The 25,017-nt window shown below is 51.0% G+C and carries 21 protein-coding genes and 1 pseudogene; 10 read left to right on the top strand and 12 right to left on the bottom strand.

The features are described 5' to 3' along the window. Nucleotides 1-57: 57 nt before the first annotated feature. The 3 genes from PspCFBP13528_RS27915 to PspCFBP13528_RS18495 all read right to left on the bottom strand — a co-directional run bounded on the left by PspCFBP13528_RS27915 (nucleotide 58) and on the right by PspCFBP13528_RS18495 (nucleotide 2,320). A complete protein-coding gene (locus tag PspCFBP13528_RS27915; protein ID WP_241669117.1) occupies nucleotides 58-591 on the bottom strand; it encodes a hypothetical protein in 534 nt (177 codons plus the stop codon). A 9-nt stretch (nucleotides 592-600) separates the two neighbouring features. Continuing rightward, complete coding sequence (locus PspCFBP13528_RS27910) at nucleotides 601-1,275, bottom strand: hypothetical protein (RefSeq protein ID WP_241669116.1); 675 nt, start codon at nucleotides 1,273-1,275, stop codon at nucleotides 601-603. 262 nt (nucleotides 1,276-1,537) lie between these two features. Beyond that, nucleotides 1,538-2,320 (bottom strand): DUF4253 domain-containing protein, encoded by a 783-nt coding sequence (locus tag PspCFBP13528_RS18495; protein ID WP_056859366.1) that lies wholly within the window; start codon nucleotides 2,318-2,320, stop codon nucleotides 1,538-1,540. A gap of 212 nt (nucleotides 2,321-2,532) precedes the next feature. Between PspCFBP13528_RS18495 and PspCFBP13528_RS18490 the strand changes: the two genes are divergently transcribed. Both PspCFBP13528_RS18490 and PspCFBP13528_RS18485 read left to right on the top strand, forming a co-directional pair. Further along, nucleotides 2,533-2,769, top strand: coding sequence for a hypothetical protein (locus tag PspCFBP13528_RS18490; protein ID WP_056859367.1), 237 nt, complete (start codon nucleotides 2,533-2,535; stop codon nucleotides 2,767-2,769). Nucleotides 2,770-2,910: 141 nt separating this feature from the next. Next, nucleotides 2,911-3,315 (top strand): hypothetical protein, encoded by a 405-nt coding sequence (locus tag PspCFBP13528_RS18485; protein WP_236708831.1) that lies wholly within the window; start codon nucleotides 2,911-2,913, stop codon nucleotides 3,313-3,315. A 102-nt stretch (nucleotides 3,316-3,417) separates the two neighbouring features. Here the strand turns inward: PspCFBP13528_RS18485 and PspCFBP13528_RS18480 are convergent, their stop codons facing one another. Continuing rightward, on the bottom strand, nucleotides 3,418-3,675 hold the full coding sequence (locus tag PspCFBP13528_RS18480) for a hypothetical protein (RefSeq protein WP_137201173.1): 258 nt from the start codon (nucleotides 3,673-3,675) through the stop codon (nucleotides 3,418-3,420). A gap of 501 nt (nucleotides 3,676-4,176) precedes the next feature. On the opposite strand from PspCFBP13528_RS18480, the gene PspCFBP13528_RS18470 reads away from it, so the two are divergent. Next, nucleotides 4,177-5,607: an IS1182 family transposase gene (locus PspCFBP13528_RS18470; RefSeq protein ID WP_137201169.1), complete on the top strand. Its 1,431-nt coding sequence runs from the start codon at nucleotides 4,177-4,179 to the stop codon at nucleotides 5,605-5,607. Between the two features lie 267 nt (nucleotides 5,608-5,874). Then, the gene (locus PspCFBP13528_RS18465; protein ID WP_137201167.1) at nucleotides 5,875-6,147 is read left to right on the top strand and encodes a hypothetical protein; all 273 of its coding nucleotides are present in this window, start codon (nucleotides 5,875-5,877) and stop codon (nucleotides 6,145-6,147) included. A 204-nt stretch (nucleotides 6,148-6,351) separates the two neighbouring features. On the opposite strand, the gene PspCFBP13528_RS18460 is transcribed toward PspCFBP13528_RS18465, so the two are convergent. The 3 genes and pseudogenes from PspCFBP13528_RS18460 to PspCFBP13528_RS18450 form a co-directional block, all read right to left on the bottom strand. Next, complete coding sequence (locus PspCFBP13528_RS18460; RefSeq protein WP_137201165.1) at nucleotides 6,352-6,666, bottom strand: hypothetical protein; 315 nt, start codon at nucleotides 6,664-6,666, stop codon at nucleotides 6,352-6,354. A 2-nt stretch (nucleotides 6,667-6,668) separates the two neighbouring features. After that, nucleotides 6,669-7,229, bottom strand: a complete 561-nt coding sequence (locus tag PspCFBP13528_RS18455) for a hypothetical protein (protein WP_241669115.1) — start codon at nucleotides 7,227-7,229, stop codon at nucleotides 6,669-6,671. 256 nt (nucleotides 7,230-7,485) lie between these two features. Then, nucleotides 7,486-8,196: pseudogene (locus tag PspCFBP13528_RS18450) on the bottom strand (SOS response-associated peptidase family protein). A 99-nt stretch (nucleotides 8,197-8,295) separates the two neighbouring features. Between PspCFBP13528_RS18450 and umuD the strand changes: the two are divergent. The 5 genes from umuD (at nucleotide 8,296) to PspCFBP13528_RS18425 (ending at nucleotide 16,352) form a co-directional block, all read left to right on the top strand. Then, the gene (umuD, locus tag PspCFBP13528_RS18445; RefSeq protein WP_137201163.1) at nucleotides 8,296-8,727 is read left to right on the top strand and encodes a translesion error-prone DNA polymerase V autoproteolytic subunit; all 432 of its coding nucleotides are present in this window, start codon (nucleotides 8,296-8,298) and stop codon (nucleotides 8,725-8,727) included. Further along, nucleotides 8,714-9,994, top strand: coding sequence for a translesion error-prone DNA polymerase V subunit UmuC (gene umuC / locus PspCFBP13528_RS18440; RefSeq protein WP_137201160.1), 1,281 nt, complete (start codon nucleotides 8,714-8,716; stop codon nucleotides 9,992-9,994). Before umuD ends, umuC begins: the two co-directional genes overlap by 14 nt. Before the next feature lie 364 nt (nucleotides 9,995-10,358). Continuing rightward, nucleotides 10,359-12,797 (top strand): TerB N-terminal domain-containing protein, encoded by a 2,439-nt coding sequence (locus PspCFBP13528_RS18435; RefSeq protein WP_137201158.1) that lies wholly within the window; start codon nucleotides 10,359-10,361, stop codon nucleotides 12,795-12,797. Continuing rightward, nucleotides 12,794-14,089 (top strand): ATP-binding protein, encoded by a 1,296-nt coding sequence (locus PspCFBP13528_RS18430; protein ID WP_137201156.1) that lies wholly within the window; start codon nucleotides 12,794-12,796, stop codon nucleotides 14,087-14,089. Before PspCFBP13528_RS18435 ends, PspCFBP13528_RS18430 begins: the two co-directional genes overlap by 4 nt. Next, complete coding sequence (locus tag PspCFBP13528_RS18425) at nucleotides 14,064-16,352, top strand: DEAD/DEAH box helicase (RefSeq protein WP_137201154.1); 2,289 nt, start codon at nucleotides 14,064-14,066, stop codon at nucleotides 16,350-16,352. The genes PspCFBP13528_RS18430 and PspCFBP13528_RS18425 overlap by 26 nt, the downstream gene beginning before the upstream one ends. 1,115 nt (nucleotides 16,353-17,467) lie before the next feature. Here the strand turns inward: PspCFBP13528_RS18425 and PspCFBP13528_RS18415 are convergent. Then, a complete protein-coding gene (locus PspCFBP13528_RS18415) occupies nucleotides 17,468-17,863 on the bottom strand; it encodes a hypothetical protein (RefSeq protein ID WP_137201150.1) in 396 nt (131 codons plus the stop codon). Nucleotides 17,864-17,884: 21 nt separating this feature from the next. Continuing rightward, complete coding sequence (locus PspCFBP13528_RS18410) at nucleotides 17,885-18,334, bottom strand: hypothetical protein (protein ID WP_137201148.1); 450 nt, start codon at nucleotides 18,332-18,334, stop codon at nucleotides 17,885-17,887. A gap of 185 nt (nucleotides 18,335-18,519) precedes the next feature. Here PspCFBP13528_RS18410 and PspCFBP13528_RS18405 point away from each other — a divergent pair, with 185 nt between their 5' ends. Then, nucleotides 18,520-18,990 carry an XRE family transcriptional regulator gene (locus PspCFBP13528_RS18405; RefSeq protein WP_137201146.1) on the top strand — a complete coding sequence of 157 codons (471 nt, stop codon included), beginning with the start codon at nucleotides 18,520-18,522 and terminating at the stop codon, nucleotides 18,988-18,990. Between the two features lie 1,801 nt (nucleotides 18,991-20,791). Here the strand turns inward: PspCFBP13528_RS18405 and PspCFBP13528_RS18400 are convergent. The 3 genes from PspCFBP13528_RS18400 to PspCFBP13528_RS18390 are packed head-to-tail and all read right to left on the bottom strand — an operon-like array spanning nucleotide 20,792 to nucleotide 24,313. Next, nucleotides 20,792-21,550, bottom strand: a complete 759-nt coding sequence (locus PspCFBP13528_RS18400; protein WP_137201144.1) for a hypothetical protein — start codon at nucleotides 21,548-21,550, stop codon at nucleotides 20,792-20,794. Between the two features lie 2 nt (nucleotides 21,551-21,552). Next, nucleotides 21,553-22,455, bottom strand: coding sequence for a TniB family NTP-binding protein (locus PspCFBP13528_RS18395; protein WP_137201142.1), 903 nt, complete (start codon nucleotides 22,453-22,455; stop codon nucleotides 21,553-21,555). 10 nt (nucleotides 22,456-22,465) lie between these two features. Beyond that, nucleotides 22,466-24,313 carry a Mu transposase C-terminal domain-containing protein gene (locus tag PspCFBP13528_RS18390; RefSeq protein WP_137201140.1) on the bottom strand — a complete coding sequence of 616 codons (1,848 nt, stop codon included), beginning with the start codon at nucleotides 24,311-24,313 and terminating at the stop codon, nucleotides 22,466-22,468. Nucleotides 24,314-25,017: the final 704 nt, after the last annotated feature.

Here is a 25,017-nt window from a genome sequence, read left to right as displayed (position 1 = left end):
TGCTTTGCCAGCTCAGCGATACCTCCATTGCAGTGCGCCAGAGTAGTAGAGCACTGATCACAAGGTAGTCAGGCGATTAAGCTGCTCAACCGAAGGAAATCCCAGTGTCCGATAGCGACGTGGATAGCCCGCTTCTGTAGCCAGCAGATCGCCAAGCTCGGATTCAAGTTCACTCCAGGAGACGGTTTTGACTGTCGCTTCCCCACCCTCAACAGGTTCAACCAACGCGACGCGATCTGTCTTGGGCAACAGCGTCAGCACACCTTTTGTCCAGGCGCTCATCGATACCGTCTGGTTTGGTTGGTCAGCCATTTGGAAGAGGTTGTAGGAGGCGACGAAGATGTCGATGCCCTTTTCCAGATTGAGCTTGTCGAGCAACTCTTTCTGATTGGCATAATTACTCTGCAGCAGCAAATGCTCCAGTGTAACCAACCGACTGCTGACCCCTTCATCATCACAGTTAAACGGTATGATATCGCGACCTTCGTAGGTGTAAATATCGGTAGAGACAGCACGCCCCCTTTCAAGAGCCTGGAAAGCAAGCTCTACCATCTGACGAATTCCCTGTTCGTCCTTGTCTCCAGTGACCATCAGGACGTCTCAACTGGGCACCATGAACACTGGCCGACCTTTAACTGGCACGCGCTGAAGGACATCTGGCAACAACACCCTGCTGGTGTCGTACCCATCCGCCCACTCCCCAGCGTATAGGCCTGGAATAATCTCCCCGAAGGCTTCGTTTGTCGTATCACGCAGGTTCTCGATGGAGATCTTTACCGCCTCTTCCATCGTCACACCCCAATGTGCTTCGGGGCCATTGGTAAGGGCGGCAGTGGACTCGGGCGAATCGACAGCAAGCAGAATAACGCAGTCTCGGCCCAAAGGCTGTGAAACATAATCGTACTGCTTGTCGCCATTTTTACGGGCGTGTTCCAGTCGAATTTCTTCAAGCATGGCAAGGTTGCGAATCACCGGACGCAGCTGTGCTTTGACATTATCAAACACAGTCTCGGTTTTTCTACCCACCTCTAACAGCGTCGATACGTATCCGGTAAGAACGGCGGATTTCTGTGCTTTGTCTGCATTTTGATAGTCGCGAAAGGCATTATGGAGATTGAAGTACGATCCATCCCCATGGCGGATGCGGAACTCGTTTTTCTCAAAATTCAGATTCTCGCTGAATCCAGCTTTACGAGTCGAATCCATAAATTTTTTGGCAAATGCTTCATCAGTTAGCGGTCGATTGAAAAATTTGTCGAGCAGGGAAAAAAGCATGTACAGAATCCTTTTTGTCAGCAGGCAATTGTAAACAGCGGGAATTGGGCAGGCTTAAACTTGTTCAGCGCTTGGGACGGCTGCTCTCCATATCGACAGCTATCAGACGAAATTGACGTTACGTAGCGGAAAACGAGCAGCGCCAATCATGTGCCTGATTGTAGTGGATGTGTGGATACTGCCCTCCTACGAGGCGGCAAAAAGCTCCAGACCTCTCACAAGCTTTGTTAACTATTCAGCCGGACTTTGGATGCGACGAAGCTCACTCCACGTAACGGAGCCAAAGATGCGTCCGACCGGAGATCGCCTGCGCAACTTTGGAAACACGTCCCTGTAGGTTTTCATCGCTAGTGTTATAGAGCGCACAGAAGTCTTTGGCTACGACGTTAGCAAGTGATGTATCAGGCGGTTCAGCACGAATGAAGCCGATGTAAGAAGCACCTACGCCCATCAACTCATAGCCATGCGCTTCTGAAAAATGACGCGCAACGGCAAAGTTTTTCGCGGGATCCAGATCCGAAGTGAAATAGCCATTCGGAAAAGCCGCGAGTGCCTGGCAGGACTGCTGAACGGGTACCAGGAGCGCTGAAAGAGGCTGCTCTAGAAGAGAGATAGGGTTGTTCTGGTAACCGATCCACTCCTGGAGGGCCTGCTGATCTAGCGTCAAACCATGAGTACAAGCATCCTCGAAAGACGTGGCTGCAACCAGGGTCATGAAATTGCGAAGACAGATTGCGAACTCCTCTTTTGTAGTCGGATAGCCTATGTATTCACCATTCTCAAAGCACTCTGGAGGCAAGCCCGCTATGTCCTGCTCCGATGCATCGTCCATCCCTAAATTATTGCGCACATGTCCCGAGGTGTAGCGGGCTTGGTGCAGATCATCGAGCGAGAACAGAGGTTTAAAGCCTGGATGCGCCTCAGCAATCTTACGACGAGCTTCGGTCAGATCGTCAAAGCTGGTAATCCCGCTCACGCCGTACTCATCGCATGTACCTACAGACGGATTATCACGCTTGCCGTTACCGCGAAATTCGATATCCATAAACCGTGGCCTGCTCCATTTTGGTACTGAATTGAGTGAGTAATCCTAAGCGTTTCAGGATCATCATTGAAGGTCTGCCGCCAAGCGACAATAAGTCTTCCTGCCATCACATAGCAGCGCGCTACGCTAACTTTGACGTTCGCACTTCGAGGTAATGTTGATGTCCGAAACTGGCCTACCATGCAATTTCTAATCGACTCAGGGAAGAACTGATGACTACAGATCCGTTATGTCTAGTCTTTGTGCCGGCTCTGGCGGCAGTGCTGCAAGCCGCCGAGGATAAAAAGGGCCAGCCGCTTACCGAGATTGAGGTGTGTGAAATCCGAGACAGATCCACCTGCATCGCTTTGCCTTTTAGCGCAGCCTTGGCAGTGGAAGAAGATCGTGGTTATCCAGACATCGTCGCGGAGGACTGCTGGAATGAATGGCAACGTCTACGCTCCCAGTGATTTGCGCCTGTACCAAAACAATGCAGCCCTTATGTGATCAGACAATCATCCGACTGTAAGCAACCGTTGCTCTCTGTCGGCCACGAGACGCTGATAGCACACCGAGTACCTCCCTATCTGCCAAAAGTGAGTCCCCCCCTCATGAACGAAGGTTGGCAAAACGACGACTATTTCATCATCTTCACGGAGGATGAGAGCTTAGCTGCCATGAAGGCCTACGGATTTGATCATCATCTTCCGGGGTACACGCTATTAGGTCTAAGAGGGTGGGACGACTTTATCGTCATCAACTCTTCCGGAGTAATGTTTACCATTCCGACGCTGCCACTCGATGCGTCCTATGCCGCGCCGTTTGCCCTTCCCCAGCAGATTTCCCTTGAGCCGGACGAGCGTTTCGCTGGCAAGATCAAGTGGTATACGAAGCCCTTAGTCTTTGGGGGCGACCCGGCGGACAAAACAAATTTTGCATGGATCACTCACGAGCAACATGCTGAACTTGTCATCTGGTGGAACGAACAGTGCAGGAGCGCCAAATCACAGAGCTAGTGCAATTTGCCCATAAAGCGGAAATCGCAACACATGCTCAAATGGCGTACTGAGGCACTCACGACTAGCCGAGACCCTATTTTTTACCAGAGCTGCTGGGTGCTATCGATGAGTGTCCGTCTCCTCAGCCGGATAAAACTCGCCTTCCTTCCCCATCTTTTCCAGCCGTTCGCGCACCATCAACTCAACGTTGGCCACAGCAGCGTGATCGCCAAGGTTGACCACCTTTACGCAAAGACGTCGGACATTCTGATCGTGGGTGGCCGCGCTTGGATAAACCTTAACCCACCCTCCCCTGTCCAATACTGCCAGCTCAATAATCAGCACAGCACGGAAGAAAAGCACTGGCTTCAGACGCATTCCGGCACAGTTCACGATGGCGTGCTGCCTATGGAACGACTGACAGCTATCGGCCCAGAGTGTGTAAATACTTAGCAGGAGCGTGCGGTACTGAGGTAAAGCTAGTCTGTAAATCTCAAACCGAACGGATGCCGTCGAATGACAGGATCTTCTAGAACCAGTGTTCGTGCATTTTCGAAAGAAATTCAGGGGTAATCGGCAGACTGCATGCTGAACCGATCACCGAGTCTATCCCGCACTTCGGACACAGAGCGGTGTTATCTAGATCAACCCACTCAGTGATTTCTGAGGGCGAAAACACACCTAAGCAGTAAAAACAGCCACAGTGATCGCTTGCTTCAATTTGAGTTCGGTGATTTGTAGAAAATAGGTGCGCTGAAATCACATCCATGGGCAAGTCCTTAAACTCCAAAGTTACTAGCATTTCTTTCTTGCATCAGAGTACATCAAGAGCCGTCCAACGTTGCTACGATTGCCCAAAGTGATAACGCAGGATTGCCTATGAAACGTTTCATCCAAGGTGACCATCGCGGACAAAGCACTCTGCTTCCCGAAAGCCTTGACGACTACGTCAGTGATACCAATCCGGTTCGCGTAGTCGACGTATTTGTCGACGAACTCGACTTGGTCAATTTGAGGTTTGATCGCGCTATTCCTGCTGATACAGGCCGACCTGGTTATCACCCTGCGATCTTGCTGAAGATCTACATCTACGGCTATCTCAACCGAATTCAGTCGAGCCGGCGCTTGGAGCGAGAAGCCCAGCGCAACGTCGAATTGATGTGGCTAACCGGGCGTTTGATGCCGGACTTCAAGACCATCGCCAACTTCCGAAAAGACAACAGCAAGGCCATCCGAGGCGTCTGTCGTCAGTTCGTCGTGCTCTGTCAGCAGCTCGGATTGTTCGGAGAAAACCTGGTTGCCATCGACGGAAGTAAATTCAAGGCCGTCAACAATCGTGACCGCAACTTCACTAGCGCCAAACTAAAGCGGCGAATGGAAGAAATTGAATCGAGCATCAGCCGCTACCTGACCGCGCTTGATGCTGTTGATCGACAAGAATCCACAGCCTCCGAACCCAGCGCCGTGCGGTTGGAAGAGAAAATCGCCAAACTGAAGACGCAAATGAAAGAGCTTAAAGCAATTGAAACTCAGCTCAACGAATCACCGGATAAACAGGTCTCACTGACCGATCCAGACGCCCGCTCAATGATAACGCGCGGCACTGGAATCGTCGGTTACAACGTGCAGACAGCGGTCGATACCCAGCACCATTTGATCGTTGCCCATGAGGTTACCAACGTCGGTTCCGACCGCGATCAACTCAGCTCGATGGCCAAGCAGGCCCGCGAGGCTATGGCGTCAGATACCCTGTCGGTAGTGGCTGACCGAGGTTACTTCAAAGGCGAACAAATCCTGGCTTGTCACGATGCAGGTATCACCGCCTATGTGCCCAAGCCGATGACCTCTGGAGCCAAGGCTGAAGGGCGTTTCAATAACGATGCCTTCCTCTATGACACGGCAAAAAACGAATACATTTGTCCCGCTGGGGAGGCGTTGATCTGGCGCTTTTCCAGCGTTGAAAAAAGCCTGAAGTTGCACCGTTACTGGAGTTCTAACTGCCAGGGATGCGTGCTGAAATCGAAGTGCACACCGAGCAAGCAACGACGAGTTCGGCGATGGGAGCATGAAGCCGTATTGGAGGAAATGCAGAACAGGCTGAGCAACGCGCCGGACATGATGCGAGTCCTCAAGCGTACGGTCGAGCATCCCTTCGGGACACTCAAACAATGGATGGGCGCCACACATTTCCTGACCAGAAAGCTGGCCGGGGTAAGTGCGGAGATGAGCTTGAACGTCCTCGCCTACAACTTTAAGCGAGTCATGAAAATTCTCGGTACCAGCGGTTTAATGAAGGCGCTGTCGGCCTGAAGAGGTCTGTATTTTGGCCACCCAGCGGCGCTAAGGGCACCCAGGCCCTCGTTATGATCCGTAGGACTTGTTCTGAGCAATTACTCGGCTAACAACCTTCGGCACTGCCCGCCGACAGTGCATTAGCGCGTTTTTACACACTCTGGGCCAGAAGCGGTCATTCCACCTGCCTGCCAAATTAGGGCGTTTCAGACTTCGGCGCGCGCTCGCAGTGCGTCGTAAACGTGCGACTACACTCTGTGTAGTGAGCACCTTAAAGGACAGCACATGGACATCACCATTCAGCGCAAGAAAGGAATATTTGGCAGCGCCTATGGCCAGGCTATCCCGCTGGCAGTTTTGTTTGATGGAACGTTCGTGGGCCGCCTGGAAACGGGTGAAACATTATCTTTGAAACTTCCGGACGCTTGCGGGACGTTGCAAGTCGGTATGCTTGACCCCAGAAACTCGCCTTACATTGGAAGCGCGTCTGGTGAGGTCTATCGACCAGCAATGCACAGAGGGTTACCCCCGGACAAGCCGTTCAGTCTTTTTCGGTAAAGAATCGGAAATGGGTGTTCTTTGACGTGCTGGGTTTGGCGGGCTCAGCGCCGTTCAACCGCTGGGTACTGGCGCTTGAGACAGATCAACTTTAGGAAGCTTCTGAAAGGCTTCAATCGGCCAAAACTGGTCGACTCGCTCTGGCTTTTTTGCCGCTTTCAAGCACTGGTGTTAGTCAGATTGGGGTAGCCATTGTCCTCACCTTTAACCTATCGAAAGGCAAAAAATCTGGTCATTGCTATCTAAGTAATACATCCCTTCTAGGACGCCAACCATCGGCGTGAGCCCGAGCAATGGTTCAGACTTAAATGTGATAGGGAAAGAAATCCGTTTCGCTTCATCTGAGGCTTCATCACAGGAGGGTTTAACAATTCCTCCCCAGAACGAGACAGCTGTGCCGTCATTGAGGAACAGCGTGGGTTGTCGATGGCCAATATGTTCAACCAGACTCCAGTGCACGTACCCCAGATAGCGAGTGCCATCGGCATCGCAAAATTCGGCTCGCACGATCATCGCCAAGCCTACTTCCTCAACACAAGGTCGGACTGTGCATTCATCCTCAACGGACTCGTCCATCGGAAAGCACCATAGCCGCACGCATACATCACCGGCAAGGCTTCACTATCATTTGCTACCTGGACTGAGAAATGGAGTGATGCTCCCGCTTTACGCCATGAGACCTGCATACGTTCATCCCGGCCTGAATTTGGTTTTATTGGATGGAAGGCTTCGTCCTCTACAAACGGCAACGCTTCGAGCTGCGACAAACTGAGCGGACGGCCCTGCCTTTCCTCAACGCAGGCAGGCATGTTCTTCATTATTTCACAGTATTCAAAGCCGTCTTTACGGGCAAAACCGAGACGTTGCATGCACTGAAAGTGAATTATCTCTTCGTTTATTGGGAAACGGTTTAGTGGCCCTGCCACAGGGTCACCACATTCTGCCATTGCGGCTTTAACGCCCTCGACGGAGGTAGAAGCGCGTTTCCATTGGGTGAAAGACGCTGGTGGCGGGCAGCCGGTGAGTAAAAATACCGATGAGATCATGACTGGGATGGTAATGATCTGAGATTTGCTGAACATATTTTGTCCTTAATTTATGTCAGGCCACCCGAATGGTGTCCAACTCTTCGGGGCGAATAATTCCACCATATGACTCCCACGGTACGAGCCGCTACCTGGGCGGTCGCAGGTATGCCGGGTGTAAAAACTGGTGGTTGATCTAAGCGATGTCCGTTCTTGATTAAAGCTGACAAGAACTACCCATGGGCAGGCAGGACAACGCTCCAGTTGCCGTCCATCAACATCTACAGCCAATGGGATGTACGACTCAGGTTGATCATTCATCGACGTCTGACGCCCCTGCGAGCGGCTCGACTAATTCTGGGCCCTGATTACGAACACTACCCACAGCCTTGCTCACCTTATACCAATGAAAATCGGTAGCAGGCCGGCAGTGTTCCATCGCGATTTCCCGCGCGCGTTCAGGGGAAGTATCTGAGGCGATCCATTCGCGGGCGTGCTCAGGAGCCAAAACCAGCGGTTTCCGATCATGGATATCTACCATCCCTTGATCACTGGAGGCGGTGATGATGACGAAGCCGTCGCAAGGATCTGGCTCCAGGCCCTGGTGAACCTCAGCTAAACCAGCTAAGAACATCGGAGCCTGCTCTTTCAGGGTTATGAAGTAAGGCTGCTTCTTCTTTGGATCAGCCGGATCTTTGACCCACTCAAACCACCCGTTTGCCGGTGCAAGGACGCGACCGTTTGGCCAGAGATGACTGAAGAATTTCCCGCTCATGACTGTTTCAACCCTGGCGTTTATCGGATCAGGGCGCTTTCCTTTCGCCCAAAATGGCGACCATCCCCATTTCACCTTATCAATGCTCAGCTTTTCATCTACGGGCCGAATAATTTCCACGCGGGTTGAGGGTGCGACGTTCTATCGCTCCACTGGCCAAAGATCGTAGCCGTTGATCACAAGCTGCTCTGGCGCGAGCTCCTTCAGATAATGATCCATCGATTCGTAGATCGAGTAGCGTCCGCACATGCTGTCACCCGTCGAATAGTGATGCTTATGAGATTGACCGCAAGCGAAGCAAATCGTTAACTGTATATACGTACAGTCTAAAACTTTAAGGCTTGCATCATGAGCATCACCATCCTCGGCCCACTCGCTACTGGCGGTAAGAAGCTGCCCCTTTATTCATCCAAGGTGCCAGCGGGCTTCCCCTCCCCTGCGGCTGATCACATCGAAAAGCACATCTCCCTTGATGAGCTGTTCGATATTCGAGCCCCGCACGTGTACCTGGTGAGAATCGATGGGGATAGCATGCAGGGCGCAGGAATCTATTCAGGGGATCTGGTGGTCGTTGATCGGAGCATCGATGCGGTCAGCGGCGACATAGTCATCGCAGCGCTGAACTCGGAGCCATTCTGCAAGCGCCTGCTTCTGCGTGAGAACGCCGTGATGCTTGTATCGGAGAACCCAAAATATCCGGCAAGGCATGTCATGGAGGGCGATGAGCTGGTGATCTGGGGTGTGGTGAAATACAGCGTGCGCGATCATGACAACACGTGAACCTGTATTTGCCCTGATTGACTGCAACTCGTTCTATGCGAGCTGCGAGCGAGTGTTCAGACCCGACCTAGCCAAGACACCCATCGTGGTGCTGTCCAACAACGACGGCTGTGTGATTGCGCGCAGCTACGACGCCAAACCTTTTGCGAAAATGGGCCAGCCATACTTCCAGATCAAAGACCATCTACGCCGGCATGGAATCGTGGCCTTCAGCAGTAATTACGCGCTCTATGGCGACATGAGTGAGCGCGTCATGACGATCATCGAATCGATGGTGCCAGCGTTAGAGGTTTACAGCATTGATGAGGCGTTCGCCGATCTCACGGGCCTCCCAGGTGATGTGTCTGCTTTTGGACGGCACGTGCGCACCACCCTGCTCAAGCGCACGGGAATTCCAGTCGGGGTGGGTATTGCCCGCACCAAGACCCTAGCGAAGCTCGCAAATCATACCGCCAAGCGCCTGTTAGATATCACCGGTGGTGTGGTCGATCTCTGCGATCCGTTCAAACGCGACTGGACGCTGCGCAACACCGATGTCGGCGAGGTTTGGGGCATCGGTAGGCGCATGAAGGCACACCTGGAAACGATGGGCATCAAGACCGCAATGGACTTGGCAAAAGCCGATCCGTGGATGCTTCGGCAGAAATTCAGTGTGGTGATCGAGAAAACTGCTCGCGAGCTTGCCGGCACCTCCTGTCTGGAACTGGGTGAAGCTGACCCACCCAAGCAAGAGATTTGCTGTAGCAGGATGTTCGGCACCCGGTTGACGCAGATCGAGCCGATCAAGGAGGCCGTCGCCACCTACACGCAACGCGCGGCGGAAAAGCTCAGAGCGCAAAACTCGCTGTGCAAGAAGATCCGCGTGAGTATCAGGACGGGCATGTTCAATCCCGAAGAAGCGAAGTACGCGAACGGCGCACTCGTCGAACTCCCTTACCCGACAAACGACGTTCGACTCATGACCAAGGCTGCGACCGAAGCCGTCAATCGCCTCTTCCAACCGGGCTTTAAATACAGCAAGGCAGAGGTTTTGCTGATGGATTTGCGACAGCCTGGCGAATTCACTGATGACCTGTTTGCGCAGTCCCAGCCCGTGATGGCGGACAAGGTCATGAGCGTCCTGGATGAGATCAATGGCCGGTGGGGAAAGGGAGTCGTCCGGTTGGCTAGCGTGCCTGCGGCGCCTGAATGGGCGATGCGTCGAGACCTAATGAGCCAAAGCTACACGACGAAGGTAGATCAGTTGTGGACGGTCAAGGCTAGGTAGCAGGCTGGCAAAAGCTTACGCTCATATGCACAGCGGGATATCGTGACCGCTGCTTACAGTTATGAGCAGCCGTTGCGGGCAGCCCCAAGAACGGAAACAGTCAGCCGCAAATTGAAAGCATCGCTCGTTGGAGAAGCTAGTCGGAATATCAGCACGGAGAGCTTCTAGCTAAACCCAATGAGATGAAAAGGTCTTGGTGGATCTCGGACTGGCAGTCTTTGCCCCATCATGAGAGGCAGAAAACGCCCGTAGCCCGAGGAATTCAACCTCCGTCGGCGCGATCTGACAGCGTATGCCACGCTTGGCGCCAATCGAAAAAATGCAGATACTGCCAATAAGCCAGCCGAACCTCATGGAGCACTTGATGGCACGGAAGCAAAAAAGCAGCCTTGGCATTTCGACCGTCGTGACCTTGATACTGATATTGGTCGTGGCCATCGCAGCTGCTCCATCTAATCTGCGGTTCACGGTTGCTTTTTTGGTCGGGATCGCTGGCATCATCTGGCTGATCAAGAAGTCTTCCGTAGAGTCACTGAAGCGCCCTACTCGCTTGAAAACGAATATCCTTGCCGACTCAATAGGTCAGACCGCCTCCTTGTCAAATCACGAGCAAAAATCTGAAATCAGCCTTGATGTGATCAGCGGACACTGCTCTGACTCAGATTTCCATACGATCAGGGCTGGCTCGCCTGAGCAGCAATTCACGATCCCCAAGCCTAAAAATCTATCCTCGAAAGCGCGATGGATTGGAAATGACGAAACCATCAATGTCGGTGGTAAGGCTCTGACGGTTCGCATGGTCTATTTTGCTGAGAAAACAGATCGCACATTCAACCATGAGCCCTCGCTGATTGACGGGCAACTGCCCGTGCAAATTACGCACGTGGATCTTACTGAAAAGCTCACCGGCTACTGGCCGAGTTACAGCGGAATTTCTCCTGCAGCACGACGTGGGTACCTGCAATGGCTGTCCGAGGGCCGCTGTGCCCCCAGTGTGGATATAGGGTATGTCTTCATCTTCTTTTACGGCCTCGAGCGTCGGGTAATCGTTGATTCAATTACAGATGAGGCCGCGCGCTCGGAACTGCCGACCATCGCTGATGAGATTGGGCGTCTCAAAAACCTCTACGGGGACAACTCATCGTTTCGAAACTACGCGTCGAATCTGCTCAACCACATACAGCTCATGGATGTGGAACCGCAGATGTACTTGAATGCACCGCCTCGATTTGAGTCGAATGGCTTTGAACTGCCGATTGCGCTACGACTGGCATTAGGCCAAATGGCTCTGGACAAACATCCCTTGAACGCGGCGTGGGCAATGGCATGGGTACATTCAGACCCTAACATCAGCCGCCGCACTGCCGTGAGCAGATGCGCGGATCAGTTTGCTTCACTGTTCGCGGCCCAATATTCCGCCCGCTATCCGAACGGCCTTGTGCTTACCCAAAATAAGACTCTACTAAAGATCGCCTATCGTTCCGCCTCTTCCCGCTTAAGCGCTCCCGAAATTGCGTTGGGTGATATACCGGATGTTTCCGCTACGTCAGCAACGCGCAACAAGCTGCAAGCTATAGTGGATGAATGCACGATAGTGCTCGACCCATACAGCAGATACCTGGGTCGAAACCCTGAGGGAGCCTCAAATCTGGAGGGTATTCTGCAACTGCCGGTTGCCCTATGGCCGGCAGCGGCGAAGGATGTAATCGCTGAATTGCAACTCCAAGTCGGTGATGAGCAGTTGGTCATGACTTTCGGGGATCTGGCAGGGCGCTTTGGATCTTCAGGAGCTTTGCCTCGCGGAACAACCGTAGCCTTGGCAAGAGCCCTCGAATCTTTGAATATCGGCTTTGAGCCAGATGTACTATCCGGTAGCCGTACTCCCAAAAATTCGGACACGATCGTTTTGTTCGCGACGGGTGACGATGATGGAAGCCTGCGGACAACTTCGGACTATCACGCTGCTGTGGTAACACTGGATTTGGCAAGCGCTGTTGCGGCCATAGATGGTGAAAGCTCAAGCGATGAGATGACCCAGCTAGGGCGGCATATCGATTCCTGGAGTCATCTTTGCGTATCTCATCGGAAACGGCTCAAAGCCCACCTGCAAATCCAAACTCTGCAGCCGCCTACTCTGGCGAGTCTAAAGAAAAAGTTAAGCCCTCTGAATGCCGATGCCAAACGCACCATAGCTGGATTCCTCGTTCATCTCGCTCAAGCTGACGGACACGTTTCGCCTCAGGAAGTCAGGCTGCTGGAACGTGTATATAAAACACTTGAGCTGGATCCACAGATGCTTTACGGGGACTTACACGGCGCGGCCATCAACCCTCCTAGGGACTTGTCCTCTACGCCCGCACTTGGTGCCGAATCTAGTCCTAACCAGGCCGGTGGTACGCCAAGCATTAATGACGCTTCCCGAGGCTTCAATTTGGACATGGACAAAATTGCGCAGCTTCAACGCGAAACGGCAGCGGTGTCAGCACTGCTGGCAGAGGTGTTCAATGATGAGTCTCCTGAACCACCTATCGTAAAAGTGAGTATCCGGGATCAGCCAACTGATCATGCGGCTACGGTACATGGGCTCGACACAGAACACTCAGCGTTTCTACGAATGATCGTGTCACGCCGAGAATGGAGCCGCCAAGAGCTGGAAGATGTTGCCACAGATATGGAGCTCATGCTCGACGGCGCGCTTGAGCACATCAACGACATGGCGTTTGAGCGGTTCGACATGCCCGTCTCTGAGGGGGATGACCCCATCGAGATCAACCCGGATATCCTGGAAGAGTTAGCCCTATGAGCGCGATACGCCCAAAGGATCGCGATGCGGTCATTCAGTCGTTGCGAGCCGGTGTAGTCCCTCGTGCGGGCCAGCATCTTATCCAGGTGGGTCGAGCGGGTGAGCTCGACGCCCTTCTCAAAGATATAGATCGACTCGCTGACGGCGGCTCCGCCTTCAGGATCGTTGTAGGCGAATATGGGGCTGGGAAAACCTTTTTCCTCAACCTTGTGCGGGGCATTGCGATGGAGCGAAAGCTGGTCACGATGCACGCCGATTTAAACCCAGACCGCCGGCTGCATGCCTCAGGCGGACAAGCACGCTCCCTCTATGCAGAGCTTGCTAAAAACACGTCCACCCGGACGAAACCGGATGGTGGCGCGCTGCAGGGTATCGTTGAAAAATTCATTTCTCAGGCAAAATCGGAAGCGAAAACTCGGGCCGTCGAGAGTGAAGTCGTCATTCAGGAATTCTTGGCCGATCTCACTGAGATGGTGAACGGCTACGACTTTGCTGACGTCATTGCCAAGTATTGCCAAGGGTTTGAACAAGGCAACGAGCAGCTCAAGGCGGACGCCATCCGATGGCTTCGAGGCGAGTTCACTACCAGGACAGATGCACGTGCGGCGCTCGGTGTCCGAACCATCATTGATGACGCATCGGTCTACGATCAGTTGAAGTTGCTGTCGCGGTTTGTACGCCTGGCGGGGTTTAGCGGCCTCATGATTTGCCTGGACGAGCTCGTGAATCTATACAAGCTCGCTAACACTCAAGCACGCAACGCCAACTACGAGCAGATCTTGCGGATTCTGAATGACTCCTTGCAAGGCTCGACCGAGGGCCTTGGTTTTGTCCTAGGCGGTACGCCTGAGTTTCTGATGGACACCCGGCGCGGACTGTACAGCTACCCCGCGTTGCAATCTCGGCTTGCCGAAAACACATTTGCCAAATCTGGATTGATCGACCTGTCGGGGCCGGTCATCCGCTTAAGCAGCCTGACTCCAGAAGACTTCTACGTACTGCTTCAAAAGCTGCGTAACGTTTATGCCTACGGTGACCCGGGCAAATACCTGATGCCTGATGAGGCAATCCCTGCGTTCATGGCGCACTGTAACCAACGGTTGGGTGAAGCCTACTTCCGCACTCCACGCACAACCATCACGGCCTTCATCAATCTGCTCGCAGTGCTGGAGCAGAACCCTGGAGCGGACTGGCGTGCATTGGTAGGCGCCGTTCAGGTTGCCCAGGATGATGGTGGCAAGCATGATTTAAGCATCGAGGCGGACGATGAGCTCACAAGTTTCAAACTCTGAATCCTCGTCTTTCGAGCGCCTGCACCCCGACGTTCAGCAGTGGGTCTGGGCCCAGGGATGGACAGCATTGAGGGACGCTCAGGAATGGGCAATTTCCGCGCTGGTCGATGCTGATCGGGATGTGATTATCGCCGCCTCAACAGCTGCCGGGAAAACTGAGGCCGCATTCCTGCCTATCCTCACTAACCTGATGGAGCACCAAGACCCAGCTGGGGCCGTCCTCTATATCAGCCCACTAAAGGCACTCATCAACGATCAATGGGATAGGCTTGGCCAACTCTGCGAGCAACTGGATCTTCCCGTCGTCGCCTGGCACGGGGATGTGTCTGCCAGCAAAAAACACAAGTTTCTCAAGTCTCCTAAGGGTGTGTTGCTGATCACCCCAGAGTCGCTAGAGGCGCTGTTCGTCAACAGAGGTTCAAGCCTGATGGGGCTGTTCCAGTACCTGCGTTACATCGTCATCGACGAGCTGCATGCCTTCATTGGCAGCGAGCGTGGCAAGCAGCTCCAGTCATTAATGCAGCGAGTCGAGCTTGTAGCCGGAAAAACCCTGCCGAGAGTCGGCTTGTCCGCCACGCTGGGAGACATGTCGCTGGCGAGCGAGTTTCTCAGGCCCGGGCATCCAGAACGGGTGCAGGTGATTGAGTCGAAATCATCTGGCCAGAATCTTCAGGTGCAAGTGCGCGGCTATATGATGCCGCCGATGCAAAAGTTGCGTGCTGTCGAAGTACCAAATCACGACCCTGACCAGAACCCTGACGAAGAAGAGAAAGAAGACGAGTCCGGCTCCAGGCATGCCATCGCCGCACACATGTACAAGGTGCTGCGCGGCAGTAACAACTTGGTTTTCCCAAACAGTCGGCAGGAGGTGGAGTGGTACGCAGACCGCCTGCGTCGCCTGTGTGAAGTCAGCGGTATGCCCAACGAATTCCTGCCTCATCACGGCAGCCTTTCGAAAGACCTTCGAGAAGACACGGAGCGTGCGCTCAAAGCAGGCACACCGCCAGCAACCGCCGTGTGCACCACCACCCTGGAGCTTGGCATAGACATCGGCAACATCAAGACAGTTGTCCAGATAGGTTCGCCTCCATCGGTTGCAAGCCTGCGCCAACGCCTGGGAAGGTCAGGCCGCCGCAACGACGAACCTGCCACGCTCCGAGCCTACTGTCAGGAACGAGAGCTAACTGACCAATCGCTGTTGTCAGACCTGCTACGCCAGAACCTCGTCCAAACCATCGCGATGATCAGGTTGCTGATTGGCAACTGGTTCGAGCCACCTAGGGCTGAGGGTTTACACGCTTCAACTCTGGTGCAACAGATTCTGTCAGTGATTGCACAGCAAGGAGGCGCCAGCGCTGCTCAACTGTGGGGTGGTCTTGTTGGAAGCGGGACATTCAAAAGTATTTCCAAGACTGATTTCTTCTCCCTACTGAAAGGTCTCGGCGAGAAGAAATTGATTGTGCAAGACAGCTCAGGTTTGTTGCTTCCAGGGGAACTCGGGGAACGGCTGATCAACCACTACGAATTCTACAGTGCTTTCACCAGCGACGAAGAGTTCAGACTGGTACGAGAAGGTAAGCCGCTTGGATCAATACCGGTAAGCCGACCTTTGATGAAGGGCCAGCGGATTATCTTTGGTGGTCGCCGCTGGCGGGTACTGGATGTTGATATCGAAAAAAAGGTGATTGTGGTCACTGCCGCGAAGGGTGGCCAGCCACCCCAGTTCGACGGAATGGGCGCTATGGTGCACGACCAGGTCAGAGGGGAAATGCGCGCGGTGCTAACCGAAACAGCCCCCTGCCCGTTCATTGATAGCAAAGCGCAGGAATTGCTCAGAGAAGCCCGAAAGTCATTCTCATCACTCGGACTGGCAGACAACTTCACCTATGGGTCTGACTCGAAAACTCATCTAGTGACTTGGCGTGGTGACCAAACCAATGACGCTCTGGTACTCATGTTCAATCATGTAGGAATGAGTTGTGAGAGCTCAGGCCTTGCGTTGTCCATCGGAGGGTCACAAAAAAATGTCGCTGACGCCCTCGCTAAGATCGCTGAGCTAGACCCTGACGACATCGAAGCCTTACTAGAAGGAGTCGAGAATCTCATCAGGGAAAAATGGGATTGGACGCTCCCCCGCTCACTACTCATGAAATCCTATGCGTCATCTCAGTTGAATTTCAAAGGAGCGGTGGAGTTTGCAAAGTTCTTCACTACTCGGTGGCTACCCAGTGGAGGCGCCTTTGAAAGCACTACCGTCCATTGACACTGAGTTCACGTAGCCGAGTTCGTGTCCGCGCGTGAATTCAGAATACTGTCGTCAGCAAGGGCGAAACCTGTCGATCAGGCCAATGAGGTTCAGCCGTCTGATCAAAATGCACTCCGCGTCATGGAGCATTGACCGGAGCGTGGCTCATCTACCCGCAAGCGGAGCGCGTAGGCCTTCGGCCGAAGACGTGAGGATGGAAGCCCGGCAGGGCCGAGACGCGTAGTGGCTCGGTTTACAACAGCCGTCCGCGAAAGCGGCACGCCACGCCAGTTATATCAGTCGGATCCTTCGGCTTTATTCAGTACTGCTACCGTCGTGGGTCGAACACAGCGTGCTAACCCACTGCCCTCCGACAAGGCTGCCAGGAGCACCGCACCTCTCACAAGTTTTCAGCAAAAGCCCCGCTGCCAAATCAACTGCTCCACGGCAGTACGCATCACCACCAGCAAAAAGAAATGAAGCTCGCCAAATTTAGATTTGATTTGGGCGACAGTCACCGGCGTGACGTCAGGATGCCGCGTTAGATGCGACTACAAGGTAACGCAAAAAACCAAGAGAAGACCGCCCCAACCTGGATCACAGTAGATCTCATCGACTCTGGGATCCGAGAAAAGCTGCGGATAACGCGCTCTGAACTCTTCAATCTTGATTTCGGGTAGAGCCTTTTCGTTTGGAGGAATATCGCTCATGTCGGACTCAGCAAGGTAGCTATGATAGCGGTTCTGCCGTTTGCAAATAACTGAGCAGACTCTCGCTCCCACCATCTCGGCGGAATGTGACAAGCACATACCTGCTGCCCGCCTCATCTGATAAGACCCAATAACCCCCTTCCTTCTGAGCCATCACCACAACACCGGTTTGGATAACCCGGCCGTCTTCTAACCTTCCGTGAGGGTCGTCCCCTTGATGTCCGAATACGACTCCAACACATGTCCGAGACTTGATGAACGCTTCAGTGAGGTATGCAGTAACCGGTTCAGCGAAGCCTTGGGAAATGGCTCCGGCTATGCACTGGAGATCAAAGTCAGAATGCTGTTTGCTGTGAAAATCTACATCGATGGAGCCGGGCATTAAGTGTCCTTACCAGATGGACTGACCACTGCTATACGCGATCAGAAAAAAGAGAAAATCGTTTTGAGGCTCGCCGTTTGGCGTCGACCGGGGCCGACCAACACATACACGGTGCTCTTCGTCTCAGCCAGGATGCTGCCGTCGAACGATGTGCACATACTCGACCGCACCCAATCACCAGGCTGAAAGCGACCACGGCTATCTTCTATGACTCGATGGGCAAAGACCACCAATGGAAGATGCCCGGCGGTCTGAATCTTGGCCAGATCATCAGCGGATACGTCTGCTTGGAAAAGAGTCCATTGCTCGACCACGCAATAAGCTTTCATGGGAAAGCGCTCGGACACAAGTGCACAAGCCTCGTTCAGGCTCAGCGATACACCGTCTATAAAAGTATGGTCATCATTCAACAACTCGTTACCATCCGCGGTAGCCATCTCCGCTGCTCCTTTGACCAGTCAGTGCACGCCTTGCCCAGCGCTGCGATCGTAAAGGATTCGCATATTGGTCAATGTCGCCACATCCAGGCCGGAACGATACGAGTCGTGGTAAATCGAGCCACCCTCAACCGTCACTACACAGACGGCGTCACCATCTGAATCTTGCCCCAGGGCCAAGCTCTCTACCTTCTCCATCCGCCAAGCGTCGCCACCATTCATGTTGGCTGGGGTGACAATCTGAATCTCTTTGACGAAGACTTCATCGTCTTGTGACTGGAGCACTTGCTGAAGCTTTGGCTCGTCATTGACCATCAGCTCAAACTCTTGCGCCCTACCCTTTACAACCATTTTTACAGTTAGGTGGAACCAGTGCTTTCGGAGCATGCGGGAAACCGCATGCCAGTGCGCAAGCCCATCGCCGAACAATCCTGGGATACCTGCCAAATCGTTGTCGTCTGTTCTGAACATCAGCTGTCTCGGATGAATCCACCGCTATGGCGATGTGGGGGGGCGGGAAAATCGACAGCAGGCGCCCGGCGCGACATCCCTCGATGGCTGACGCAAGCGTAGCGCCATGCCTGGCGGATAATACACTATATTGACGTTTATTCGCACAGGTCAATTGTGGCTATATCCTGACTTTTGGGAAAGTCATGGGATTAAGAACCGCATTTGCAGGGGTGCTTCGTGCGCTCCGCCTAGTACGACGTGCCCGGTACGCCGACATCTCGGACGCCACCCACCGCCGCAAGGTCAGCGCGCTGGAAAACGCCCAGACGAGCATCACCCTGGATCAGTTTGTCGAACTGGCGGAATCGCTTGGGATCAGCCCAGTCACGATGCTGGCTTTGTCTATCGCTCAAAAAGATGGGCGCTCGCCTCTGGAGGTGCTTCACTGTGCCATCGGAGACTCATCGAAATTCCAAGATGAGGGCGGTATGAAAGCTCTCGGTGAGCAGTTCGATGCTGCAGGTGAGCTCGTCAAGCGAACACGCGGCAAACCGTTAAATCTAGATAACGAGAAAGCCGTCCTTAAGCTGCAGGCAGACGGCCTCACTCAGCGCCAAGTTGCTGAAAAGCTAGGAATCGCTTTGTCGTCGGTCAGGGAATACTGGCCAAAATAGGATTAAGTACATTTGTGGCAAGGTGCCATGAGCGACAGGTTGTTAGCCTCAATGGCCAACCCTTAAGCGGATCCGGTGACGGCCCCGCTACTCCAACCTGCGAACCTCCACTGTTTGGCGACCACAGTTTTTCCCATTCTCGGACTTTTTTTGGTTGATACCTTCGGTCTATACCACCTCGCCCGTAGTCGGGTTTGGGTTGCTCATGAGATAAACACAATGGATTTGCATTCGCTGGTTCAATCAAGAATCCGGCCTAACTTAAGAGAATACAACTGTACAGCCACGCGCCTAAATAAACTTCTACATTTGTAGCATAATGAATCTCGTTAGACTTAAACCACCACTACCAGGCCGCCGAGCTATTCTAGGTGCGGACATTCCTAGCCTATAGCAATACGGCTCGCTAAGGTTAGCGATGTATCCGCAACTTGGCGTACTTAGCATTAACCAAGTTGATTGTAGTCTCTAAGCGCCAAGCAAGATTGCTTGTGCTAATCACGTGAATGCTTTGCCTAGATCCTATTAGAGAAATCGGCCAGTCATAAAAATGATACTTAAAAAAAATAAATGCATCGTCAACCTCGACCATCCGAGATTTTTTACATAAGCATCGGAAAGAAAAATCAGGCCTATTTCTGAATTCTAGTTTTCGGTATTTCGCATGCTTAGCTATTGGCAAGTGCACCTCAAGTTTTTGATCGAGAAATAAGTCGTATGCTACGATCTGACCGACACTTGTTATCGCCAGCTGCACAAAAATTGATCGAGCAAAAGCGCGCTGTACGTCCACCAACTCAATCTGCAAAGGTAAACTTATCCATGAAACGTACATCATAGTCTCACCTCTCTAGTTGGATTTACTACAGTAACCCTCTACGAACTCATGGATTCCAGCGTATTGAAGATCTGCACTCAGCAGACGTAATATTCTCTCCAGCTCAGTGCTTCCGACTACGTTTGAGACCCGCCCAAGCTGGAACAATGTGTGAATGTAATCTGAATTCAAAATTTCGCAATTAGAGCCGTCCACGCCAATAACCCATCCCAGTAGCAAAATCGCTGCATTTCTCTGAGGAGTCGAAGCCAAAAAAGGGCCTAAAAGGAGTTTTTTCCAGACTACGACATCACTTGGCAATGACTTATTTCTGGCGAATAGTTGGGAACAAGGGCCAAAATCAGGATACAACATTATCTCTATAAACAATTTCACAAAGCTGAAGAACGAATCCATCAGAGGCTCATTGCTCTCAGCTGCATGAAGTTCTGAGCTTGATATCATGTGCTGGACAGCATTGGTTACTCGATATTGTTCGGGACTCAGCCGCCCCAAATTTCTCCCATGCAGTACATCATTGTGAAAGCTAAATAATTCAGACCCAACCGCTAAAAATTTGCAGGCACCATACGCCCCGTCCTGCAAAAGCACCCCATGCTTAGAGCAAATGGTACAATACACTACAGCCCACTCTTTCAATACCGCTGGATGTCCGACTATTGGAATTTGTTCACAAAAGCATCGGTAGCAGTATGAGCGCCTGTAGTATCTGGGAAATATCCATTGTGACGTATGCAAATAAAACCCTTCATATAAGTGTCTCGGCAGAGCACAGACATCCCGGCACGTAATTGAGAATTGGCACGACGAGTCAAAATCAGGATCAAAACTACCTTTGGTCAATGCGTCTAGAAATAAGTCCCTGAGGGTATCCACTGCGATCCTTGGTAACTTATTATACACGGACAAGCGGTAAACCCCAGCTCGTAAATGTCTCGCCATCAAATGGAAGGAGAGCACTTTTCAACGCTGCACCTGCAATGCATTTACGATGACTTCCACACGAATCAAAAGAGCTTCATAAGGAAGCTCGACCGCAGCCCTAACGACCATGTCAATAGCAAGCACAAAGCGACCTATTGACAGTTCAAACAGTTTATACAATAGCTCCAGAACTTTCGGGACGGAAAAAACATCAAGGTAACCGCTTCTTTTCGCATACACATACCCATTAATAAAGCTCGAAAAATCTGCACCTCGCAAAAGTGGCCTCATCGTTACTACCGCAGACACCAGTGCTAAATCAGATATTGCATATTTAAGCCAAGATAGCGAATTGTCGGCCACCGTTAGTATAATACACAATCCAGGAACTGCTCGACGAAGAGCTGTCAGATCATCTATGATCGTGGATATATGTCGCGGGGGAATGCTTTTAAAATCCTGAAAATCTTCGATCACGATAACTTTCAGCTCGACAAGCTTTGCCATGGCAACTAACGACCGAGGCAATTGGGTGCTTGAGCATTTAATGGTGAATAGTCCAAAATGCTCAGCTAGCCATTGCGAAGGAAAAAAGCTGAGTTCCGCCGCCTGATTGCTCAGAACTACACATTTTCGACCAAGTACATAAGCTATATGCTGGACGCAAGTTGACATACCGAGTCCATGCTTCCCTGAGAACACCAGAACATCTGCGCATGTCGGACAATCTGACAGATTCATATGCTTGAACAGTTGTTCACAGGCATTATTCTGCTGTTGGTGCAATACTGTAACCATAGCTATTTACCACGCTTCGCAGGAATTGGAGACTTCGACGGCACTAAACTGAGACCATATTTTAAGCATAGGAAAGAAATATCATCAGTAATCTGCTCAATCTCAATGCGCTCACGCCCGGAGATAATGGCATCCATCGAACATGCCTTGAGGATCTTCACGATGTTATCCATATTCCCATGAGAGTATTTGAGGATTCGCTTCCTCAGTACTTTACCAGCCAATTCAGAAGGCAATCTTAACGGCAGGTGAGTCTCGTAGGTTGCTAAAAAATCACAGTAATCAGTATCGTCTTTCCATAGCTCCAATGGCCAATAAATATAACGACGGGAAATTTGATCGTCTTTTTCCAACACCTCCTTCGCCCGTTCATCGCCAAAACAGATCAAGCAAAGAAAAAGAGGACGGCCTGCCAGATGCTTCATCAGCGATAGTGAATTGGTTTGTTGGGAAAAGGTTTTGAAACCGGTATCGTGAAGCTCATCTATGAGAAGAGCACAAAAATGCTCAGTTTGGAGGATATGCAGCAAACGAGCTGTACGTTCTCTTGAGTTACGACGATTGGAAAGCTTGATTCCAAACGCATCGCATATGAGATCCCGCAGCTTACTGTTGTCTAAGTCCTCCCCCACACCAATCGCTTTGATCCGCTGATCTCCAACAGCATACATTTGTTCCAGTCGCTGGATGATTGCTGACTTTCCGTAACCTCCAGCGCCATATATGAGCATGCCAGGCGCTTGAATCTGATCCTCACTCATCAAAACGTACTCGATTGTCTCAAACAATGGGTCTAGCCGCTTTGTAGGAATCCAAATATCTTTTTTGCAAATTTTGAGACGATCTCTATCACCAAGGTCTGCTTGAAATCGCTTTTCCGGCAAGATATGATCATAGTCACTCATAACACCAACCTCACTCGTCCAGTGTATCAATCAATATCACAGGCTTATAATCGTCTAGGTCATCAGCTAGATGATCCTCCGCGGCGTCATGCTCGATCAGGGCATTTGGGAGCGTCGGTATCGGCTGTGGAAGAAGCCACGGAGTCTCTTGATTGGATGTACTGCCTGGATTCAGCTTGAGTTCTTTGTAAGCTGAAGTTTTAGCAACAGCACCATCTACAATGTCTTCCTGAACATCCATTGAATAAAAGGCGAAATCATCACAGATAGCACCGTCTGGAAGATTTTTGTAATCTTTATGAGTCCTAGAAATCCATAATGATTTATTATAAACCTCCAAGTCCGCCGATAGGTTACTGCGGGCTCTGACGCAAGGAATCTCATAAAAATTATCTTCAAGCAAAACCCAAACTGACAGTAAATTATATGGATTGTACCTAAGCTCGCACTCTTCATTGATATACTTTTCGAGAACGGGCGCAGAGTAACGTCGAGTTTTGAAATTGATCCCATATGGATGTATTTTATGATCGTATGAAGAAGGCATGAAATCGAGCATGAAGGACTTTTCGGCGCTTTCATCGACCATTGATATCAAATCATCTCGCCCTACCGCCATTGCATGATTCCAGGCAGCGCGAGGAGAGCATTTCAGTGCAGAATGCTTTTTTCCATGGTATTCAGTGACTTTTTCACCAAACCACGCTCTGCATTCTAAAATATCCAGGCAAGCATTTAACTCACTTTCAAAACCTTCCCGGTCTTGTACGTTGCTGCCAGTTGCACCTGGTAAGAAATGCACACCTCGAACCATGAATGTACCGATCACACGTTCGACGATACCCCCATACCATTTCTTCCCAATAGGCCGGTGAGCCCAATCAATACCATATCTTGCACATTTAGCAATGAGCTCCTGCTTAAGGAATTCCATAGCATTGTCAGTATAAATTTCTTTTGGAATTCCGCAGAATGGAAATATTTCAGGGTCAGTTTTCATCGGGTTATACTGACTGTCTTTCCTGAGAATCGCAGACATCAAGGCAAGCTGAACCGTAATTACATTTGGATGAGTCAAACTCAGATAGTATCCAAGAATTACTCGAGTCGTGGCGCAGATAATAATTGTAAGCCAAGGCCGCCCTACGATAACGTCTCTATGCACGGTATCTACAAGTAAAATGTCAACCTGGGTATGATCCATAACGATCGATTCCAGCGGCGACTCTAAATCGCGAAAATCGTCTCGCTGATCGAAAGCTTGGTCTGCCTTAGATTCACCATTTTTGCGGTAAAATTTTTCTCGCTCTGGCTTGGTAGCTAAAAATTTACTTACGGCATGACGTGTGGGCTGTTCGAGATTTTTCTTCCGACATAATCTTCTAGCATAATCTAAAACTATCGCAACACCTGCACGCTTACCACGATATTTTTTATCATACGCAACCTGAAAGATCTCTAACAACTCAGCCGAAGTCCGTGTAGAACCTATTACTGGCCCTCTTTTCTGCCTAACCATGCCTCGGTAATCGGTACTCTGCTTGAAGTCTCTTAGCAGTGTATAAAATCGCGACTCTTTGACTTGCAAGAGTTCTTTGGCGCGCCTCTTGGATATTATACCGGAATCATACTGTTTCAGTATCTTTCGGCGATCGATCGCGAGAGCTTCCTCATCTGTGGAGGCTTCAGCCTTATAGAGCAGGATTGGCTTATCATCCACGCTCACCCTGACTCTTACCATTGGGTTTGGTACAACAGGCGCCTTCTCTATAATTCGACTATCAACAGTTTCTGATTTTTCTTCGGCTGGAGCCGTTTGATCAGAGTCGCTCATTTTGAAATCCAATTCTTGAGTCATCTAATATATTCAACACGACCTTTGACAAGAATCAAGCGATAGCGAGGTTCACTTTTGGTCGCTCATTGGCTAAGTAATCCAAACTAGATCTCAAACTATAATTAGTTAAGAATTGACAGCTGCTAGTCAAGATGTTTTTTCTGAGTGCAATCAGGGAGTTAATTTCTTGTCAATATTCGAGCGATTTTTTTGTGTTGATGTTTTAATTACGCACTCTGACAACTAGCGAAATACATATGCAAAAACGGTCTAAAAAAAGCTATGAGATAGCTTTTACGCATTAATTATCTATGAATTGACACAGCTTATCTTTCTAATATTAATTGATTAAAATCAATTGGTTGCGCTAGCATTCAATTTTCGAGACATAGTGTCTTCTCCCGCTCCGTCACTCACCTAATAGCGCACTTATCGATTTCATCGTATTTTTATGCAAAAACGATCTGGTTGAGGATATGCTCTTGGCCTAGCTCAGACCCCAATCGAACCGTGCGTAGTAGGCAGTGGCATACAGCGCGCCCGTTTACTCCTTGCACTTGGTTTTAAACTGAAAGCGGCCTAAGAGTATTCGTCCATTTATCTTATTAAAAAATCTTTTTCTGAATTATGAGTGGACAAAAATCAAAACCGTCCATTCAATTTTTTGAACAACTGGACGAAATTACTGCAAATCAGATAGTTATCGCGGTCTAGTTAATTCCCAG

Source organism: Pseudomonas sp. CFBP13528 (genome assembly GCF_005233615.1).
Lineage (GTDB): Bacteria > Pseudomonadota > Gammaproteobacteria > Pseudomonadales > Pseudomonadaceae > Aquipseudomonas > Aquipseudomonas fluorescens_AM.
This window is presented reverse-complemented; position numbering and strand designations above follow the sequence as displayed.

Coding starts and splice junctions, on each gene's coding strand:
- PspCFBP13528_RS27910 (WP_241669116.1), bottom strand. CDS start 1,275: ATGCTTTTTTCCCTGCTCGACAAATTTTTCAATCGACCGCTAACTGAT.
- PspCFBP13528_RS27915 (WP_241669117.1), bottom strand. CDS start 591: ATGGTCACTGGAGACAAGGACGAACAGGGAATTCGTCAGATGGTAGAG.
- PspCFBP13528_RS18480 (WP_137201173.1), bottom strand. CDS start 3,675: ATGCGTCTGAAGCCAGTGCTTTTCTTCCGTGCTGTGCTGATTATTGAG.
- PspCFBP13528_RS18485 (WP_236708831.1), top strand. CDS start 2,911: ATGAACGAAGGTTGGCAAAACGACGACTATTTCATCATCTTCACGGAG.
- PspCFBP13528_RS18410 (WP_137201148.1), bottom strand. CDS start 18,334: ATGTTCAGAACAGACGACAACGATTTGGCAGGTATCCCAGGATTGTTC.
- PspCFBP13528_RS18400 (WP_137201144.1), bottom strand. CDS start 21,550: ATGGTTACAGTATTGCACCAACAGCAGAATAATGCCTGTGAACAACTG.
- PspCFBP13528_RS18405 (WP_137201146.1), top strand. CDS start 18,520: ATGGGATTAAGAACCGCATTTGCAGGGGTGCTTCGTGCGCTCCGCCTA.
- PspCFBP13528_RS18415 (WP_137201150.1), bottom strand. CDS start 17,863: ATGGCTACCGCGGATGGTAACGAGTTGTTGAATGATGACCATACTTTT.
- PspCFBP13528_RS18395 (WP_137201142.1), bottom strand. CDS start 22,455: ATGAGTGACTATGATCATATCTTGCCGGAAAAGCGATTTCAAGCAGAC.
- umuC (WP_137201160.1), top strand. CDS start 8,714: ATGACAACACGTGAACCTGTATTTGCCCTGATTGACTGCAACTCGTTC.
- PspCFBP13528_RS18435 (WP_137201158.1), top strand. CDS start 10,359: ATGGCACGGAAGCAAAAAAGCAGCCTTGGCATTTCGACCGTCGTGACC.
- umuD (WP_137201163.1), top strand. CDS start 8,296: ATGAGCATCACCATCCTCGGCCCACTCGCTACTGGCGGTAAGAAGCTG.
- PspCFBP13528_RS18495 (WP_056859366.1), bottom strand. CDS start 2,320: ATGGATATCGAATTTCGCGGTAACGGCAAGCGTGATAATCCGTCTGTA.
- PspCFBP13528_RS18455 (WP_241669115.1), bottom strand. CDS start 7,229: ATGTTCAGCAAATCTCAGATCATTACCATCCCAGTCATGATCTCATCG.
- PspCFBP13528_RS18430 (WP_137201156.1), top strand. CDS start 12,794: ATGAGCGCGATACGCCCAAAGGATCGCGATGCGGTCATTCAGTCGTTG.
- PspCFBP13528_RS18390 (WP_137201140.1), bottom strand. CDS start 24,313: ATGACTCAAGAATTGGATTTCAAAATGAGCGACTCTGATCAAACGGCT.
- PspCFBP13528_RS18425 (WP_137201154.1), top strand. CDS start 14,064: ATGAGCTCACAAGTTTCAAACTCTGAATCCTCGTCTTTCGAGCGCCTG.
- PspCFBP13528_RS18490 (WP_056859367.1), top strand. CDS start 2,533: ATGACTACAGATCCGTTATGTCTAGTCTTTGTGCCGGCTCTGGCGGCA.
- PspCFBP13528_RS18470 (WP_137201169.1), top strand. CDS start 4,177: ATGAAACGTTTCATCCAAGGTGACCATCGCGGACAAAGCACTCTGCTT.
- PspCFBP13528_RS18465 (WP_137201167.1), top strand. CDS start 5,875: ATGGACATCACCATTCAGCGCAAGAAAGGAATATTTGGCAGCGCCTAT.